This is a genomic window from Bacillus cereus group sp. N6, from assembly GCF_016483705.1.
Lineage (GTDB): Bacteria > Bacillota > Bacilli > Bacillales > Bacillaceae_G > Bacillus_A > Bacillus_A wiedmannii.
Genome location: NZ_JAEHBI010000010.1, coordinates 43,277 through 62,237, shown reverse-complemented (window position 1 = coordinate 62,237; position 18,961 = coordinate 43,277). Strand labels below are relative to the sequence as shown.

The following is an 18,961-nucleotide window of genomic DNA, read 5'->3' as shown; positions in this document are numbered from 1 at the left end:
GTTACACCTTCTTTCTAAATTTCTACTGCGCGCACAAATCAGCCAAGTCTACATTATATCGAAATCTACAAGTAAAATCCATCTTTAGTTTAGGTTTTTACTTCAAAAACTAACCTTCTTCCCTCTTATTGCATATTGTATGTGTATATACCTAACTGAAGAAAGGAGGATTTCTCACATGTTTCCAAAATCCCACACAAGGCAAATGTATCCGAATCAAGGACAGCAACCTTATACACCATATCCAATTCCACAACTACCACCGATGGCACAAAAAAAGAAAGGGTTCCTTGCTAAACTCTTTAAAAAACACGATCCAACCGAGCCTTTCATGCAAATGGTTCCACCTTATCGACAAATGGATGGACCGCCGCCAATGATGCACCAGCAACCGCCGCCCCAATACCAACAACAATACCCGCAGCAATACTCACAACAATATCAACCATACATGCAGCAACATCCAGAGCAAATGATTCCCCCTCAAATGTATGAATCAAATGAAACGCGCGGCGGTGCAGCAACTACAGCAGCATCAAGTAGCGGCATCGGCAGTTTTTTTGCAAATTTAATTTCGAATCCAACTAATATGATAAACAATATTGAAAAAGTATCCCAAGTCGTTCAATCTGTAAGCCCTGTCGTCGAACAGTACGGTCCTATTATGCGTAACCTACCAAGCATTGTTAAAATCCTCACCTCTGGAAAAAGTACGGAAGAAGATCCAACTAAAAATCCAACTGAAGACATAACAGAAAAGGTTGAGGTAGCAACTCCGCCTCCTCCACAAAAAAAAAGAAAAAGAAAAAAAATAGTGATTGAGCCTGTCATAGAAAAAGAATTACGAGAGGAGCCTGTTCAAAAAATAGCAACAAAACCAAAACTATATGTGTAACAATCCTTTGTTTTCTATCCATTCCTCCTTTATAATGTAAAAGACTATGCACAAAAGTATCCCTTGTTTAGAAGGAGAGGTTTACTCATATGAAAATTGTTAAAATTTCCCCTCGTGGTTATTGCTACGGTGTTGTGGACGCGATGGTTATTGCACGTAACGCCGCATTAGATACATCATTACCAAGACCTATTTATATTTTAGGTATGATTGTTCACAACAAACATGTAACAGATGCATTCGAAGAAGATGGCATCATTACATTAGACGGTCCAAGTCGATTAGAAATTTTAGATAAAATCGATTCTGGTACTGTTATTTTCACTGCACACGGTGTTTCTCCAGAAGTTAAACAACGTGCAAAAGAAAAAGGTTTAACGACAATCGATGCCACTTGTCCAGATGTTACAAAAACACATGACCTTATTGAAGCAAAGAAAGCTGAAGGTTACCATGTCATTTATATCGGCAAAAAAAATCATCCAGAACCAGAAGGTGCAGTTGGTATTGCACCTGACATCGTTCACCTTATCGAAAGAGCTGATGATTTAAAAACATTAGAAATTCCAACAGATAAAATTTTAGTTACAAATCAAACAACGATGAGCCAATGGGATGTTCAACATTTAATGGAGGACATTCAGAAGAAATTCCCAACAGCAGAATTCCATAAGGAAATTTGTTTAGCAACTCAAGTTCGCCAAGAAGCTGTCGCTAAACAAGCTGATGTTGCAGACTTAACAATTGTTGTCGGTGATCCGAAAAGTAACAACTCAAACCGTTTAGCACAAGTATCACAAGAAATCGCTGGTACGAAAGCATACCGCGTTGCAGACGTAAGTGAGATTAAATTAGAGTGGCTACAAGGTGTAGAAAACGTAGCTGTTACAGCAGGTGCTTCTACTCCAACTCCAATTACAAAAGAAGTTATCGCTTTCTTAGATCAATATGATCCAATGAATCCCGCTACATGGGAGAGAGTTCGAAAAGTACCATTACAAAAAATATTGCCTCGTGTAAAAGTGAAAAAAGAACAATAATAAAAACCGTTGCCTATAAGCAACGGTTTTTATTTTTCTTATACAAATGTAAATGGATCTGTATGTAATTGCGAAGCATGAATGTGTACATTGAGTTTCTTGTCATCCAATTTTTCTTGTAATTGCTTTTGTACACCTTGCTTCATTACTTTTTCAACGTTATGTCCTGGGTCAACTATATTTAAACCGAGCATCATCGCATCATGAGCAACATGATAATACATGTCACCTGTTACATATACATCCGCTCCTTTAAATTTAGCTTGATTGATGTATTTGTTACCATCGCCACCAAGTACAGCTACTTTGCGCACTTTATCATTTAAATCCCCAACAACTCGTGCACCCTTTACATCTAATGATTTCTTTACATGTTCCGCAAACTGTCCAAGTGTCATTTCTTCTTGTAAATATCCTATTTTTCCAAGCCCTAATGTTTCACCTTTGTTATCAAGTGGATACACATCATATGCTACTTCTTCATATGGATGTGCCGTTACCATTGCTTTAATCACTTTTCGCTGTAGTGAAGCTGGAATTATCGTTTCGATTCGCACTTCTTCTACGCGTTCTAACTGCCCAGTTTCCCCGATATAAGGATTTGTTCCCTCTTGAGGTACAAACGTACCTGTACCCTCGCTATTAAACGTACAGTGGCTATAATTCCCGATATGACCAGCACCTGCGTCTCCTAATGCTTTTCGTACTTCTTCTGCATGAGTTACTGGCACAAACACAACAACTTTTTTCATTTCTTCTGCATATGTCGGTGCCAAAACTTCTGTATTTTGCAATCCTAACGCCTCAGCAAGTAAATCATTTACCCCACCCTTAGCAACATCCACATTTGTATGTGCTGCATAAATGGCAATATCATTTTTAATACACGTTTCAATAATTCTTCCGTACGCTTTATCTGTATGAATCGCTTTTAACGGATTAAAAATTAAAGGGTGATGCGCAATAATGACATTCGCCCCTAATTGAATTGCTTCATCCACAACTTCCTCCGTTACATCTAACGCAATCAATACGTGTTGTACGGGTTTATTAAGCGCTCCAATTTGCAGGCCAATCTTATCTCCTTCCATCGCCAAATGCTTCGGATACATACTTTCAAATAAAGAAATAATTTCATGGCCATTTGGAATTTTACTCATGATAAAACCTCCCGTATCATTTTCATTTTCGCTTCTACTTCCGCACGCTTCGCTTTTGTTTCTTCAGAATCAGCCGCACGTTCTAACTGCTTTAAAATATTTTGGAAGTTTTTCAATTCCCCTTCCCATTTTTCAACGAAAGCTTCACCTTTTTCTTTTATTAAAAATGGTCCCATAAATAATTCCGCTTGTTTATTTTCAGAATAAGGCACCGCAACGTCTCCTCGCTCGCCTACTAAAATCTCGTAAATTTTCCCATCTTCTTTTACGATTTTTTCATGGATAAGCTCCCATCCATTCTCAATAAACCATTCACGAATGTGATGCGCTGCAATATTCGGCTGTAAAATTAAACGAGTTACCCCTTCTAATTTTTCTTTACCACTTTCTAAAATGTCACGAATTAACGCTCCGCCCATTCCAGCAACCGTAATTACATCTACTTCTCCTGGCGCGATAACAGCTAATCCATTCCCTTTACGCACATCTACTTTATCTTGTAAGCCACTTTCAGCTACAGTTGCTTGTGCAGAGCGAAATGGTCCATCTACAACCTCTCCAGCAACTGCTTTTGTAGCAATATTATTTATAATTGTATAACACGGTAAATACGCATGATCCGATCCAATATCAGCTACTGTAGATCCTACCGGTATTTCACGCACTACTTCTTCTAATCGTTTTGAAAGCTTTACTTCATTCATGTATTTCCATTACTCCTTCTCTTGTCAGTCTGTCTCCATGATAATGAATTTATAGTCGTTGTTGCAAGCCTATAAAAACAATTCACTTCTCTATCACTCATCGTATTTTAGAAAAACAAGCCCTTTGCATAAGCAAAAGGCTTGTCATACGGAACTTTATTTTTTCTTCGATAACCAATCAGCTACTTTAGCGGCTTGATCAGCTGGAACTATATTTGGTGGCATATTTCCTTTTCCTTTCGAAAGAATTTCTTTAATTTCATCTTTTGAAAGTTTTCCACCAATTTTTTGTAAATTAGGTCCTACTGCCCCTTGTAACTGATCACCGTGGCAGCTCGTACAGCTTTGCTTCACAATATCCTCTGGTTTTGATGCTGTTTGTGCTGGCTTCCCGCCATTTTTTGCATCAGCTAACTCTTTAGATTTATTTAGCCCCTGAAATGAAAATACAAACATAACGATAATACCTAATGCTGCAATAAGAGCGAACGGAATCAGCGGATTACGTTTCATATCTCTTCTCCCCCCTCTATACCCCTAAATAGTTAGATGATTCAGTCATTTCCATTGTACTTGAAAACGCTCTATCAGAAAAGAGTAAACTACTAATCGTTAAAAATATTCCATAAATTCAGTTTATTGTTTTTTATTGTTATATCGCTTATTATTTCGATAATTATTAACGTTTCTCATCATATTTTTCACTTTTCTACATATATTTTTGTATAAAATACACAAAATTAATCGAAAAATCGAAAAATGAGCATTTGCAAATCAAAAGACAATTCTGTAAAATAAATTACAAGAAATTGTAATCGTTGCTGATAGCTAAAGTTTAACAAAAGTTAACAAAATAAAAAAGTTTACTTCACAAAGGTGAAGTAAACTTAAAGGTAGCCTATTCTAAGAAATCCTTAAGACGCTTACTACGGCTTGGATGTCTTAATTTACGAAGTGCTTTTGCTTCAATTTGACGGATACGTTCTCTCGTTACGCCGAATACTTTCCCAACTTCTTCAAGCGTACGAGTTCGTCCATCATCTAAACCAAAACGAAGACGTAGAACATTTTCTTCACGATCTGTTAGTGTATCTAACACATCTTCTAATTGTTCTTTTAGCAATTCATACGCTGCATGGTCCGCAGGCGATGTTGCTTCTTGGTCTTCAATAAAATCACCTAAATGGGAGTCATCTTCTTCACCGATCGGTGTTTCAAGAGAAACTGGCTCCTGTGCAATTTTTAAGATTTCGCGTACTTTTTCTGGAGCAAGATCCATTTCTTCACCAATCTCTTCAGGAGATGGTTCGCGTCCTAAATCTTGTAGTAATTGACGTTGTACACGAATTAACTTATTAATCGTTTCAACCATATGAACTGGGATACGAATTGTTCGTGCTTGGTCTGCAATCGCACGTGTAATCGCTTGGCGAATCCACCAAGTTGCATACGTACTAAATTTGAAACCTTTACGATAATCGAACTTTTCAACCGCTTTAATTAGACCCATATTCCCTTCTTGGATTAAGTCTAAGAAAAGCATACCACGGCCCACGTAGCGCTTTGCAATACTTACTACAAGACGTAAGTTTGCTTCTGCAAGACGACGTTTCGCTTCTTCATCGCCTTCTTCAATACGCGTTGCAAGTCGAATTTCTTCTTCTGCAGATAGTAAATCTACACGACCAATTTCTTTTAAATACATACGAACGGGATCATTGATTTTAACCCCAGGTGGTACACTTAAATCATTAAGGTCAAATTCTTCTTCCGCTTTTGTAATTTGGCGATTATTAGGACCTTCGTCGTTATCATTGTCACCAACTAAGTCAATCCCTTGTTCACCTAAATATTCATAGTATTCATCCATTTGATCGGATTCAATTTCAAATCCATTCATGCGTTCTGCAATCTCTTCATATGTAAGAACGCCACGTTTTTTTCCGAGCTCAGTGAGTTGTTCTTTCACTTGCTCAAGGGTCATTTCAGTTTCAATTTGTTTAGAACGAGCTGGTTTGTCAGCCATCTGTTCCCCTCCTTACGCGAGATACAAACATTCATTATACTAAAAATTTATCAAAAAAGCTATTTTCTCGCTTTTTGATTTTGTAAATATGCTACATAATATTTAGCAGCCTCTACAGGATCTGTTTTTTCCATTTGTTTTACCTTAAAGATGATTTCCATCTTTTCAAGTTTTTCTTGATGACGGCTGAGCGTCTCCAAATGGCCTTGTAACACTTCTTCTGTGTATTCTGGATTAATAAATTCATCCGTCGAAATATCAGTGATAATATTTTTCAACTTCTCATCAGAGAGCCAACTTAAAAATGTTCCGACTGAAGATTCATTTCCCTTTTCATAATATGCGTATAGTTCATATAAAATCCCTTTATGTTCTTCTGTATGAAAATCTTCTATGTGGGATTCCATACGAACAGCCACTTCTGGACTTTGCAACATATGATAAATAATTTCTCTTTCTGCCCTTTCAAAACCTGTTAACTTCGGTTTTGTTTGAACAATTTGAGACGGCTTAGAAACCAGCTTTACTTGTTTTTGCTGTACCTTTTGTTCTTTGCGATATTGGTGCAATTGATTCAAAAGAGTTTCCATTGAATACGAAAATTCTTGCGATAATGACTTCAAATATGATTCTGCCTGCATCGCATCCTGTAGCAACGATAACTCTTTTAAAACACTTTTCACATATTCTTCTTTGCCAGACTCATCTTGCAAATTTTTCCCTAAACGCAAATAATTTATTTTAAAACCAACAAAACTTATACTTGATTTCACAAGATTTTCAAAAGCAGTTGTCCCATATTGTTGCACATATTCATCAGGATCAAGCTTATCTGGCAAGGATGTAACTTTCACTTGGCAACCAACTTTTAGCAATAATTGCCCTGCTTTCATCGTTGCTTCTCGCCCTGCTTTATCACCATCATAGCAAAGAACAACAGTTTCAACGTTACGTCGCAGAAGTTTTGCTTGTTCTTCAGTTAAAGCTGTTCCCATTGTCGCGACAGCTTCTTCCACACCACTTTTTACCGCAGCCATTACGTCGGCATACCCTTCAAAAAGGACCACTTGCCCACGCTTTCTAATAAACGGCCTCGCTTGGTGGAAGTTATACAACAATTTACTTTTATGAAAAATCGGTGTTTCAGGGCTATTTAAATATTTTGGAGTGTCATCTCCTAATGCCCTTCCACTAAACGCTATCACTTTACCTTGTAACGTATAGATTGGAAACATAACTCTTCCACGGAAGCGATCATAATGACTACCATCCTTCTCGCTTCTTATGAGAAGACCAGCTTGTTCCATACTAGACAGCGATAAACCTCTTTTTTGTAAAATTTTCGTTGCTGCATCCCAAGCAGGTGACGCATAACCAATTTCAAACTTCTCAATCATCTCTTTCGTAATACCACGTTTTAACAAATACGAAAGTGCTTCATTTCCTTCTTCTGTATTTACTAATAAATGATGATAGTACTTTTTCAAAAGTTCATGAGCCTGTTGCATGATGACAGTGTCATCAGATATGTCTTCTTGTTGTCCTTGCCCTGATGTATACTCTGCAACCGCCATTCCATTTCTTTCACCTAGCTTTTGAACAGCCTCGGTAAAAGCCAATCCTTCCATTTTCATTAGAAAGGAAAATACATTTCCACCTTCTCCACATCCGAAGCAATGAAAAATTTGCTTATCAGATGAAACAGAGAATGAAGGAGAATTCTCACCATGAAATGGACAAAGGCCAAAATAGTTACGCCCCTGTTTTCTAAGTTGAACGTATTCACCAATCACTTCTACAATATCCGATGACGTCCGAATCTGTTCAACAACTTCTTCGGGAATTCTGTTCCCCATAAATCCATCTCCGTGTCGTATTTTGTATTCGATAAAAATTAAAAAATTCCTTTATAATTCGACAATATTTTTTCTAAACTTATTAGAAAGTGTTGTCGATCACGTTATCAAACGATTTTGTAGGCCCTTTTCTGCGTAATTTCGCAGATACGTACCTACTATATAAAATTGTATCCATTTGCTCACCTGTTACAAATGTACCTCCTGGAGACAATACATATACACTTTTTACAAGAAGACTAGCAAGCACCATATCCTATGTGATCACGAGATCTGTTTTTTTTGCATGTTGATACATATAAAAAATCAACTGTAGCTTATTCAGTATCTACGTAGATCCAATTTCCCTTGCTACTTCCTTAAACGATGAGCATACGATGTGACAAACAAAATTTCGACATGAACTTTCGTTCCAACTTGCACAATTTTCAGCATTCACAGGCTATGCATCTGCATCAACTAATACGATATTGATGTTTTGCATATTTCTGTATTCTACATCCCTTCTGCGAATCCTTCCATAATGTGCGTTTTCTTGTATAGATTTTGTCGATTTAACGTAATTACATGTCTTTTCGTAAATCCTATCCCTAGTTTATTCTGAAAAATTAAAGTCTAAACGTAAAATATAGGTTTTTATCACAATTTTTTATTATAATATATTTTCTTCAACTACGCTACATATCCCTTTATTTTTTCATCTTCTATTTCAGGATAACGAAACCCTGCCTTTAGCATAATAAAAAGACAGAAGAATATAAGTATAACCACTCCGCTATAATCTATTACGAAATTAACAGGTATTGTGTTTCTCACGAGCGAAAAAAGCACATTCACCTTTGGTAAATGTGCTAAAACAATTTTTGGTTTTGCACTGCATTCACAATAATGTTGGCTGTTTCTTCAATCGCTTTATTCGATACATCAATTACTTGACAATTTATTTTACCAACTACATTCTCAAAGTGATCAATTTCTTCTTTAATACGATTAATATTGGCATATGTTGCACCATCACTTAGTCCAAGTGATTTCAATCGCTCTTTTCGAATATGATTCAACTTCTCTGGCGTAATTTTCAAACCGAAGCATTTTTCTTTAGCCACTTGATATAACTCTTCAGGCGGATCTACTTCTGGTACGAGCGGTACATTAGCAACTTTCAAACGTTTGTTATGAGCTAAATATTGAGAAAGTGGTGTTTTTGATGTGCGCGAAATCCCAATCAACACGATATCTGCTTTTAAAATACCACGCGCGTCTCTACCATCATCATACTTTACAGCAAACTCAATCGCTTCAATCTTTTTAAAGTATTCTTCATCTAATCTACGAACAACACCCGGCTCATATCTTGGTACTTGCCCTGTAATTTCTTCAATTTGATCGATAAGAGGCCCGATAATATCATATGCCTCTACGCCTTCTTTCGCAGCCTCTGTCACTAAATACTGACGCATGTCAGGCTTTACTAACGTAAAACAAATAAGCGCTTGATTGCTCTTAGCAATCGAAATCACTTCTTTTAATGTCCCTGTATCTTCTACATACGGTACACGTCTAATATCAGGAGCAAATGGGAATTGCCCCATCGCTGCTCGAACAACCAAATCAGCCGTTTCTCCAACAGAGTCAGATACGACATATACGATTTTATTATCCATTATATTACCTCACTTTAAACAAATTACACTTATTCGTTATTTACTAAGTTTACAAACGCACGTGTAATATTTGTTTTTGTAATTCGTCCAATCACTTCTAAACCTTGCTTCGTATCTTTCACAACCGGCATCGCATCAATCTGTCTTTCTATTAATTCCATCGCAATATCATACAAAGAATCCTCTCTACGACACATCGCAATGTTTGGCATCCTTGTCATGATAATATTAACCGGAAGAGAGGTTAAATCCTGCTTTCCAAGGCTAGCTCTTAATAAATCTTTACGAGACACAACACCAACTAATAGAATCGCCTGATCTACAACAAATAAGGTACCTACGTCCTCTAAAAACATTGTACAAATCGCATCGTATACTGATACATTTTTATCAATTACAGCTGGTCTAGATTGATAATCTTGTACTTTAATTTTCTTAACAGCCTCAGATAATAGCTGCCCCCCGGTTTTACCCGTATAAAAATAACCTACGCGTGGACGCGCTTCTAAATAACCAGCCATCGTTAAAATTGCTAAGTCTGGTCTTAGTGTTGCACGTGTTAATCCTAATTGCGCAGCAATTGACTCCCCTGTAATAGGACCGTGATCTTTTACAATCTGAATGATATGTTCTTGCCGTTTATTCAGCTCTATGATAATCACCACCTTTAATGCACAACGAAAAAAGTTATACTATCTCTTAAATATTATATACTAAATATGCTATTTGAAAAAGATAGGATGTAAAAAGGACCGTATACGGCCCCAAATTATATTTGAAACTTATCAAGTTGTTCTAAGAAACGTCTTGACTTCAAATAAATCCCGCAATATTCATCATAATATGTATTCAATACTAAACGCATTTGTTTTTTTGTGCTATCCTTCACCGATACATTGCCAAGTCTATGTAAATCGAAGTGGTAGAAAAGACGTAATAATTTATGAACAGCTTCCCCCACTGGTATACGATACTGGTCTTGCTCAGCATGACGCGAGCACAGAAAACCGCCTTCCCGGACAGAGAAGGCGACAAAATCTGTTTCTTGATGACAAATCGCACATGTATCAAAGTACGGGCGCATCCCTAATACCGGAAGCATTTTCGTTTGATAAATTAATGATAATACTTCTGAATCAACACCCTCACACATATAATGCAACGTTTGATATAACATTTCAAATAAATATGGATTATGTTTTTTATCTTCTGTTGCTTTATCAGTTAACTCAACAATAAATGATGCATAAGCAGTTAAAAATATATCCTCGCGAATTTCTTTCATAGTTGAAATAATCTCGCCTTGTTGCAAAGTTCCAAGTCCAGATCCCATTTGAATAAGAAAATTACCATGGGTCATAAGTTGCGAAACAGATGCTAACCGGCTTTTCGGTTTTTTCGCTCCTCTTGCCATTGCACTTACCTTACCCAATTCTCTTGAGAATATTGTAACAATCTTGTTCGTTTCTCCGTAATCTGTCGTACGGATAACGATGCCCTCAACTTTTTGAAACATGTTCGTCACCATCCAAGGTTTGAACAAAACGGGTCAAGAAATTGGAGAGTCTAGATGCGCTAGCTCCTCTTCATGTTGATCCATCTCATCGTTTACGTCTTTTTCCATTTCTTTCAAAAGCAAGTACGTTTCAATGCTTCCTGTTTTGGAGAAAAACTTCCAGGTAAAATCTAGCATAAGAATCCACCTTTCTCAATAAGCGTAGCCTATAAACCAATTTCCTTTGTTGTTATTAAATTGACCCATTTTGTCCATTTTCATGTGAGAAAAATTTTTCCTAATTTATCAAAACTCATAAAAACCAATAATCAGCGGATGAACAAAACATCCGCTGATTACAGATTTACTCTATTTTAGTACTCGTCTTCGCGGAAACCAAGGTCACGAAGCTGAGACATTTTATTACGCCAATCTTTTTGCACTTTTACCCATACTTCTAAAAATACTTTAGAACCAAGTAATGCTTCAATGTCAAAACGAGCTCGCTTACCGACTTCTTTTAACATCTTTCCTTGCTTACCTATAATAATTCCTTTTTGTGATGCACGTTCAACAACAATCGTTGCGTTTATATAAACCGCTCCGCCCTCACGTTTTTGAATTGCATCAATAACAACCGCTACAGAGTGCGGCACTTCTTCACGTGTTAAATGTAATACTTTTTCACGAATAAGCTCTGAAATAATAAATCGCTCTGGATGATCCGTTACTTGATTATCTGGATAGTATTGCGGTCCTTCTGGTAAATACTTTTTAATTGTTCCAATTAAAGCATCCACATTATTGCCGTCTAATGCAGAAATTGGTACAATCTCTGCAAACTCATATAGTTTACGGTATTGATCAATTAACTCTAATAATTGCTCTGGATGAAGTTGGTCAATTTTATTAATTACTAAAAATACTGGTTGTTTCGTTTCTTTTAATTTCTCAATAATGAATTCCTCACCGCGACCAAATCCTTCAACTGCATTGACCATAAACAGAACAATATCAACTTCTTTTAATGTCGTTTGAGCCATCTTCACCATGAAGTCGCCTAATTTATGTTTAGGTTTATGTATTCCTGGTGTATCAATAAAAATTACTTGTGAATCATTTTCTGTATATACGCCTTGAATTTTATTACGAGTTGTTTGTGGCTTATCACTCATAATGGCAATTTTCTGGCCGATAATACGATTTAAAAATGTAGATTTCCCAACATTCGGTCTGCCAATAATAGAGACAAAACCTGATTTATAACCTTTTCTATTCATGTAAATCCTCCGCTAAAAATGCTCCTGGTAACAATTCTCCGACTGTCGTCTCTTGAACGTCACCATGTAAATTTGATAGGTATACTTTCGTATCCTGTTTACATAATTCTACCATAACTTGTCGACATGCTCCACAAGGAGGTACTGGACGCTTTGTATCCGCCACAATCGCGATAGCTACAAACTCTTTATCTCCTTCAGAAACCGCCTTAAATAAAGCTGTTCTTTCTGCACAGTTACATAAGCCATATGATGCATTCTCAACATTACATCCACGATATACTTTTCCATCCTGTGCTAATAATGCTGCACCTACTTGAAATTTAGAATATGGTACGTACGCTTGTTTACGCGCTTCGATTGCTTCTTGAATTAATTGTTTACTATTCATATTCCCGCATCCTTCCTGTCCACAGCTGTGAATAGATACACTCTCTCATTAAAGGCCTTTACGGCACTTTCAAAGCTTCATAAAAGCTTTGGAATGCAACTATACCACATACGGCAAAAAGATAATAGCACCAATTATAACGGCTATTATCGCAAACAATAAAACCGATCCGGCTGCGACATCCTTTGCAATTTTCGCAAACGGATGTATATCGGTAGTCGCTAAATCTACTGTTTTTTCCACAGCCGTATTTACCATCTCTAAACTCATTACAATTCCTATTACAATAAGTAATACCATCCACTCTACTTTCGTAATATGGAAATAAAAGCCGCAGCATATAACAATGACTGCGGCTACATAATGAATTTTCATATTGCGTTCATGACGAAGACAAAAGAATATACCTGCTATAGCATATCCAAAACTATTTATAAGTTTTCCTTTTTTCATCGACCTAATCCAAATGCCTCTAAAATTTCTTTTTGTCTTCCAAACATTTCTTTTTCATCCTCTTCTGTCATGTGGTCATAACCAAGTAAATGTAAAAAGCCATGTAACGCTAAAAAGCCAAGTTCACGATCAAAAGAATGTCCATACTCTTCAGCTTGTTCTTTCGCTCTCGGAATAGAAATAATAAGGTCACCTAACATACGAGGCATCTCTGCACCTACAATTTCCATTTCTCCTTCTCCCATTTCTTCCATAGCAAAGGAAATGACATCAGTAGGCTGATCCTTATCTCGGTAATCACGATTAATCTCGCGAATGCGTTCGTTATCTACAAATGTCACTGATAACTCCGCACCATCCTCTATTTTTTCCATTTGAGCTGCTTTTTCTAATATCTCACGAATTAAATTCACATATTCTTCTTTCACTTCTTCTGTTTCATCAATGAAATCAATTAATAAACTCATTCTTTCTCCTTCTCTTCCGGTGGTTCCGGATATGTAATACGCGAATGGAAAATACCATTTAACGTTTCACATAACGTTTTTCCAACGATTTGTAGTTCCTTAAACGTCAAATCACATTCACTAAATTGCCCATCTTGCAGGCGATCTTTAATAATACTTTGTACTAAATTATTAATTTGATCTGGCGTTGGGTGATTCATAGAACGTACTGCCGCCTCAACACTATCAGCAATACCAACAATTGCCGACTCTTTAGAAGTTGCTTTTGATCCTGGATAGCGAAACATCTCTTCTGTATATTTTTCTTTATCTTCTTTAATCGCCTTATAATAAAAATATTTAAGTAATGTTGTACCATGGTGTTGTCCAGCAATATCGATAATTTCTTGCGGAATATGGTATTCTTCGAGCATTCTGACTCCATCTGTTACATGAGCAATGATAATATCTTTACTCGTCACAGGATCTAATTTATCATGTGGATTTTCAATTCCCATCTGGTTTTCAATAAAGAATTGCGGTTGTACTGTTTTTCCTACATCATGATAATACGCCCCTACACGTGCTAATACACCATTTGCTCCAACCGCTTCACACGCTGCCTCAGAAAGATTCGCTACCATTACACTGTGGTGATACGTTCCTGGCGCTTCTAACAAAATTCTACGTAAAAGCGGATGATTCGGACTTGATAGTTCCATAAGCTTCATGCTTGATACAATTCCAAGTCCACTCTCTAAATATGGTAATATCCCCATAGCCAAAACGGATGAGATAATTCCTGAAACGGAAGCCATCAATAATTGCGTTCCAATTTCAAGAGGTGAAAAATTCCCATTACGTAATAATAATAACGCCGCTAAGACGACCACATTTAAGATAGAAACGAGTATACCAGCTTGCAAAATCATCGTACGACGATTTTTTTCTCTTAAGAAAATGCTTACTGATAATGAACTTAACAACACATAAATACCTACACTATAATTCAGTGTACTTGTTACCCCTTCATTAAACATAATACTTCCGCACACAGAAAAAATCATACTTGTTAAAAATACAAATCGGTCGCCAATCATTAGTTTTACAAGTATTGTTCCCATCGCAACCGGGACAACATACGCAATTCCTGCATATTCAAGCTTTTGAAACAAACTAATCGTTTTCATTAAAACAATCGTGATAGATAAAATTGTAATATACGCTAAAATATACGGTCTATCTTCTCTTTTACGCTGTAAAAATACTTCAAACTGCTTATGCATAAAGTACAGTAACACACCAATGAGCACTGCTAATCCAACATAAGGCTGAAAACTATTACCTTTCTCTAATAAACCGACTAATTTCAACTGATTATACATATCACTTGAAATTGTTTCACCTTCTCTAACAATAACTTGTCCTTGAAGAATATAAACAGGTGGAATTAAATCTTCTTCCGCTTTCTTCTTCTCTTTCGTTACAGCCGGATCATAAAAATAATTTGCTGTAATCGCATATGATCCTAGCGCGTTCACAGCTTCCTTCAATCCACTATTCACATTGAGGCTTTTCATTTCATTAACAAATCGCTCTTTTGCTGCTATTTCTTCGGACATTTTAATATTTCCACCCATAATAACACTAATAGACGTTAGAGCCGCGTTCTTTGCTAATTCTAATTGATCCGGTTCTGCATTAATAAAATATAATAAATTCTCATCAGATAATTCCTTTGTTAAATTAGATGGCAACTTCTTCTTCAATTTTTCTAATTTATTTGCATCGGTCATCTTTTTTTGCTCTTCAGGTCCAGCAGCTTTCATCTCTTGAATTGCTTCATTTACCTTAGCAAAAACATCATTTACAATATCTACTCTATTTTGTTTATATTCACTTCTATATGTATATTGATCTCCAACTTTTTGAGCGGCCTCTTGTTTTTTTCTGTCCGTTATAACCTTATCTTCAATTTTAATAGGAGAATGAATTGTTTTTTTTGCAATAGAATACATATCAACATCTAATTGCTCTGGTTTTACATTATTCATAAGTGCAAAAAACAGCACTGCTCCTAATAAAACGTAAGAAATCCAACTTAGTTTTTTCGAATGTTGTAAATTACGAAACCACTTAGAAATTTCTTCAGATCTTAACATGATTTCAATACCTTCTCCTCTCCAGAAATAAAGTGAAACTATTTATAGCTTTCATTTCTTCTAGCCAACAATACTTTTAAGTAACATTTTGATACACCAGCACCTATAGTTTATTTCTCTTATCTTTTATGATAGTAAAAAATATGCCGTTCGCCAACCTTAATACAAAAAGAAATGATCCTGACAAATAGGATCATTCCATTTTATCATATGCCTCAATAATACGTTGCACCAGCGGATGCCTCACAACGTCCGTTTGTTCTAATGTAATGAATGAAAGACCTGATACACCAGATAAAATGTTAGAAGCTAGCGAAAGCCCTGATTTTACCCCTTTTGGTAAGTCTACTTGTGAAGGGTCCCCCGTAATAACCATTTTAGAACTAAAACCTAATCTAGTTAAAAACATTTTTATTTGTGCACCCGTTGTATTTTGCGCTTCATCTAAAATAACAAATGAATCATCAAGCGTACGCCCTCTCATATAAGCAAGAGGTGCAATTTCAATTACCCCTCGCTCCATCATACGTTGCGTATATTCTTGTCCAAGAATATCGTGCAAAGCATCATACAATGGACGTAAATACGGATCTACCTTCTCTTTCAAATCTCCTGGTAAAAAACCTAAACTTTCTCCAGCTTCTACAGCCGGTCTCGTTAAAATAATTTTCTTTACATACCCTTGCTTTAAAGCTCTCACAGCCATTACTACAGCTAAGTATGTTTTCCCAGTCCCAGCAGGTCCCATTCCAAATACAATATCATTCTTCTTCATTGCATGAATATATCTTCTTTGCCCCATTGTTTTTACACGAATGGATTTACCTTTTGCCGTTTTAAAGATTTCTTCTTCATATAACTCTTCAAATTGAGCAATTTTCCCTTGTTGTGCGAGCTGAATTGCATACGCAACATCTCTTTCAGTAATTGATATACCTTTTCGAATAACAACAAGTAATTGCTGTAAGATTTTTTCTACGAGTGTCACAGTTTCAACTGCTCCAGATGCATGAACAGTTTCACCTCTAGTTACAATCGATACATTCAATTCCCGTTCAATTACTTTCAAATGAGCATCATTGACTCCAAAAAGAGCGATTGCTTCGTTAGCATTTTCCAATTGTTGGTTCATTTCTACTAATTGTTCTGCCATTACTCAGTCTCCTTGAATATCGGATTCGGATATTGGTTGTGGCTCTGCAATATTTTCGATCACAGTATAATGCAATGTGACTTTTAGTTGATCCGCCTCAACCTCTTTACTCAAAATCTTATCACTTACAATCATAGCATGTTCATCCAATTTTTTCTTTAGTTCTTTTTCAGCCATCTCTTTCGCTACTTTCATTGCCTGTTTTTCTGTATATTCCCGATTCGCTTCTTCCTCTTCTCGTACAATATCTTTTTCATACGCGATCGGCAGTGTAAAACCAAATAGTTTCACATCGTGTTTTACACTTTCAGTACGAGAGCGTTTATACTTATCATGTTGAAATCCCCATATTTTTATTTTCGCACTCCCAAATGTAAGGTAATGCTCATTATACGCATTGCCAGTATATACTTGAAATTGCGTCTTTAGTGGTACACTCACCTCAGATGTGTACCACGTTTCTCCATATACAATACCTTTCGCCGAAACAATCGTCGGACTCTCCTCATTACCGTATATCCCTGATACGAGAAGCTGTCCTTTTTCGACATGGTCATTTTTCAAGACAACTGGTTTTCCTACTTCAACAAATGTTTTTGTCACAATCGCTTCTTTTTTTGCAACTAAATTTTGCGGTCTTTGTTCCTTTTCTTTTTTCGGCTCGTTTTTTTCAACAATTTTAAAATGGTACGTCGTTCCTCTTATTTCTAATCCCGCCCAAGTAATCGCATTAATATTGTCTGTCAAATGACGTTGTACATCTTCTACATTAGGCATTTGGAATTGTAATTTTCCTTTTTTAATACCCATTTTGTCCAATTCTTTCATCAATATATATTCTGTTTCAGGTTTCGCTCCTGTAATTTCAATTTTCCAAACCATATTGGATAATGCAATCATGCCAAAAAAGAAAATTAAAAAACCAATTAAGAATCCACTATTTTTAATTAAACGCTTATTCAAAAAAGGAAAACCGTAACGCCCAATAAAATATAATTTACATTCATTTTTTCTATAAATTGGTTTTATTTTCTTCACATCTCGTAATAACATACAAAAAACTAACGTTTCATCAGCAATTTTCTTAACATCCCAAACTAATAATTTTCTACGTACACATTCGTTAACGAACCGTTCTGCACCTCTACCTTCAATTCGTACTTTTACATATCCAAGCCACTTTATAAACCATTTATTTTTCATCTACTATCTCCACTACCTTTCCAAAAGTATACACACTACTTTTTTCACTTTAATTAGCAAAATAGCTCGTACGAAAATGAAATAAAGAGTTCTACCACCCATAAATAGCGAGATAAACTGAATAGTAAGGTCGAATCACGAAAATAACGAAGAAAAACTTCACATATGGAAGTTTCCCTCACTCCTCTTTTTTTTCGTTTTCTAAAAATGTCACTTGCTCAATTATTCCTTCAAGCAAAAGTTCTTCTGGAAGGATTGTTTTAATAATAAAGGATTGCCCTTTAATTAATAATTGACCGTGCTTTAATAACAATCTTACTTCTTTATCTGAAAACACTAATAAACCCCGATGATTTTCTATATAGATATGCACTTGCCCAACAAGCGTGATCCGAGGTAGATCCATTAGCACATCCACTGGCAGGTCTATTTGCTTTGTTAACCAATTCTTCATTTGTTCTAATTTTTTCATCTCAAAAGACCCCCTCTCATCCCATATGTATGAAAAAAGAGCTTGTAATATCACGTCCAAACTGAAAAAAAGCATAAAAAAACGTCTCATACGAAATGAGACGTTTTTTTATGCTAATAGCTGGATAACCAACTTATTCACAAGTGATCCGTCTGTTTTACCTTTTACTTTCGGCATAACAGCAGTCATCACCTTACCCATATCTGCTTTAGAAGTTGCACCAACTTCAGAAATAACTTGCTTAATTACATTCGCTAGTTCTTCTTCTGTTAATTGCTCCGGCAAATATGCGCTTAAAATCTGAATTTCACTTTGCAGTTTATTAACAAGGTCTTCACGACCAGCTTTTTTAAATTCAAGGAGGGAGTCCTTATACTGTTTTACTTCACGAGCTAAAACTGTTAATTCCTCTTCTTCAGTAAGAGTATGTTGCAGTTTAATACCTTCATTTTGTAAAGCAGCCTTAACCATACGAATAACGGTTAATTTTTCTTTTTGTTTATTCTTCATCGCTTGTTTCATATCATCGTTTAAACGACCGAGAAGACTCATCACTTACAC

General features: G+C 36.1%; 21 protein-coding genes. 2 read left to right on the top strand and 19 right to left on the bottom strand.

Going from position 1 to position 18,961, the window contains the following annotated elements:
* The first annotated feature begins 178 nt into the window (after window positions 1-178).
* Window positions 179-895, top strand: coding sequence for a VrrA/YqfQ family protein (gene vrrA / locus JDS99_RS10445; RefSeq protein ID WP_199695041.1), 717 nt, complete (start codon window positions 179-181; stop codon window positions 893-895).
* Between the two features lie 89 nt (window positions 896-984).
* Complete coding sequence (locus JDS99_RS10440) at window positions 985-1,935, top strand: 4-hydroxy-3-methylbut-2-enyl diphosphate reductase (protein ID WP_087985254.1); 951 nt, start codon at window positions 985-987, stop codon at window positions 1,933-1,935.
* A 38-nt stretch (window positions 1,936-1,973) separates the two neighbouring features.
* Here JDS99_RS10440 and JDS99_RS10435 read toward each other — a convergent pair whose 3' ends face one another.
* The 19 genes from JDS99_RS10435 to JDS99_RS10350 form a co-directional block, all read right to left on the bottom strand.
* Window positions 1,974-3,095 (bottom strand): Nif3-like dinuclear metal center hexameric protein, encoded by a 1,122-nt coding sequence (locus tag JDS99_RS10435; protein ID WP_088608155.1) that lies wholly within the window; start codon window positions 3,093-3,095, stop codon window positions 1,974-1,976.
* Window positions 3,092-3,799: a tRNA (adenine(22)-N(1))-methyltransferase gene (locus JDS99_RS10430; protein WP_088608156.1), complete on the bottom strand. Its 708-nt coding sequence runs from the start codon at window positions 3,797-3,799 to the stop codon at window positions 3,092-3,094. Before JDS99_RS10430 ends, JDS99_RS10435 begins: the two co-directional genes overlap by 4 nt.
* 156 nt (window positions 3,800-3,955) lie before the next feature.
* Window positions 3,956-4,312 carry a cytochrome c550 gene (cccA, locus tag JDS99_RS10425; protein ID WP_000828145.1) on the bottom strand — a complete coding sequence of 119 codons (357 nt, stop codon included), beginning with the start codon at window positions 4,310-4,312 and terminating at the stop codon, window positions 3,956-3,958.
* A 385-nt stretch (window positions 4,313-4,697) separates the two neighbouring features.
* Complete coding sequence (rpoD, locus tag JDS99_RS10420; RefSeq protein WP_000764061.1) at window positions 4,698-5,825, bottom strand: RNA polymerase sigma factor RpoD; 1,128 nt, start codon at window positions 5,823-5,825, stop codon at window positions 4,698-4,700.
* Window positions 5,826-5,884: 59 nt separating this feature from the next.
* Window positions 5,885-7,681, bottom strand: a complete 1,797-nt coding sequence (gene dnaG / locus JDS99_RS10415; protein WP_199695040.1) for a DNA primase — start codon at window positions 7,679-7,681, stop codon at window positions 5,885-5,887.
* Between the two features lie 82 nt (window positions 7,682-7,763).
* A complete protein-coding gene (locus JDS99_RS32750) occupies window positions 7,764-7,934 on the bottom strand; it encodes a DUF188 domain-containing protein (protein WP_179862445.1) in 171 nt (56 codons plus the stop codon).
* A 598-nt stretch (window positions 7,935-8,532) separates the two neighbouring features.
* Window positions 8,533-9,345, bottom strand: coding sequence for a pyruvate, water dikinase regulatory protein (locus JDS99_RS10410; RefSeq protein WP_000368941.1), 813 nt, complete (start codon window positions 9,343-9,345; stop codon window positions 8,533-8,535).
* Between the two features lie 29 nt (window positions 9,346-9,374).
* Window positions 9,375-10,007 carry a transcriptional regulator CcpN gene (locus tag JDS99_RS10405; RefSeq protein ID WP_002077328.1) on the bottom strand — a complete coding sequence of 211 codons (633 nt, stop codon included), beginning with the start codon at window positions 10,005-10,007 and terminating at the stop codon, window positions 9,375-9,377.
* Window positions 10,008-10,114: 107 nt separating this feature from the next.
* Window positions 10,115-10,861, bottom strand: a complete 747-nt coding sequence (gene recO / locus JDS99_RS10400; RefSeq protein ID WP_000487012.1) for a DNA repair protein RecO — start codon at window positions 10,859-10,861, stop codon at window positions 10,115-10,117.
* A 33-nt stretch (window positions 10,862-10,894) separates the two neighbouring features.
* Complete coding sequence (locus tag JDS99_RS10395; protein ID WP_000883924.1) at window positions 10,895-11,038, bottom strand: YqzL family protein; 144 nt, start codon at window positions 11,036-11,038, stop codon at window positions 10,895-10,897.
* 176 nt (window positions 11,039-11,214) lie between these two features.
* On the bottom strand, window positions 11,215-12,120 hold the full coding sequence (gene era, locus JDS99_RS10390) for a GTPase Era (RefSeq protein ID WP_001080239.1): 906 nt from the start codon (window positions 12,118-12,120) through the stop codon (window positions 11,215-11,217).
* Entirely contained in the window at window positions 12,113-12,511 is a 399-nt protein-coding gene (locus JDS99_RS10385; protein ID WP_199695039.1) for a cytidine deaminase, read from the bottom strand. The genes era and JDS99_RS10385 overlap by 8 nt, the downstream gene beginning before the upstream one ends.
* Window positions 12,512-12,610: 99 nt before the next feature.
* The gene (locus JDS99_RS10380; protein ID WP_000715485.1) at window positions 12,611-12,964 is read right to left on the bottom strand and encodes a diacylglycerol kinase family protein; all 354 of its coding nucleotides are present in this window, start codon (window positions 12,962-12,964) and stop codon (window positions 12,611-12,613) included.
* Window positions 12,961-13,431 carry an rRNA maturation RNase YbeY gene (gene ybeY / locus JDS99_RS10375; RefSeq protein WP_000054689.1) on the bottom strand — a complete coding sequence of 157 codons (471 nt, stop codon included), beginning with the start codon at window positions 13,429-13,431 and terminating at the stop codon, window positions 12,961-12,963. Before ybeY ends, JDS99_RS10380 begins: the two co-directional genes overlap by 4 nt.
* A complete protein-coding gene (locus JDS99_RS10370; RefSeq protein ID WP_048541521.1) occupies window positions 13,428-15,572 on the bottom strand; it encodes an HD family phosphohydrolase in 2,145 nt (714 codons plus the stop codon). The genes ybeY and JDS99_RS10370 overlap by 4 nt, the downstream gene beginning before the upstream one ends.
* A gap of 193 nt (window positions 15,573-15,765) precedes the next feature.
* The gene (locus tag JDS99_RS10365) at window positions 15,766-16,725 is read right to left on the bottom strand and encodes a PhoH family protein (protein ID WP_000840500.1); all 960 of its coding nucleotides are present in this window, start codon (window positions 16,723-16,725) and stop codon (window positions 15,766-15,768) included.
* 3 nt (window positions 16,726-16,728) lie between these two features.
* Entirely contained in the window at window positions 16,729-17,928 is a 1,200-nt protein-coding gene (gene yqfD / locus JDS99_RS10360; protein WP_000792473.1) for a sporulation protein YqfD, read from the bottom strand.
* Window positions 17,929-18,106: 178 nt separating this feature from the next.
* The gene (gene yqfC, locus JDS99_RS10355; protein WP_000732264.1) at window positions 18,107-18,400 is read right to left on the bottom strand and encodes a sporulation protein YqfC; all 294 of its coding nucleotides are present in this window, start codon (window positions 18,398-18,400) and stop codon (window positions 18,107-18,109) included.
* A gap of 108 nt (window positions 18,401-18,508) precedes the next feature.
* Window positions 18,509-18,952, bottom strand: a complete 444-nt coding sequence (locus tag JDS99_RS10350; RefSeq protein ID WP_000054579.1) for a GatB/YqeY domain-containing protein — start codon at window positions 18,950-18,952, stop codon at window positions 18,509-18,511.
* Window positions 18,953-18,961: the final 9 nt, after the last annotated feature.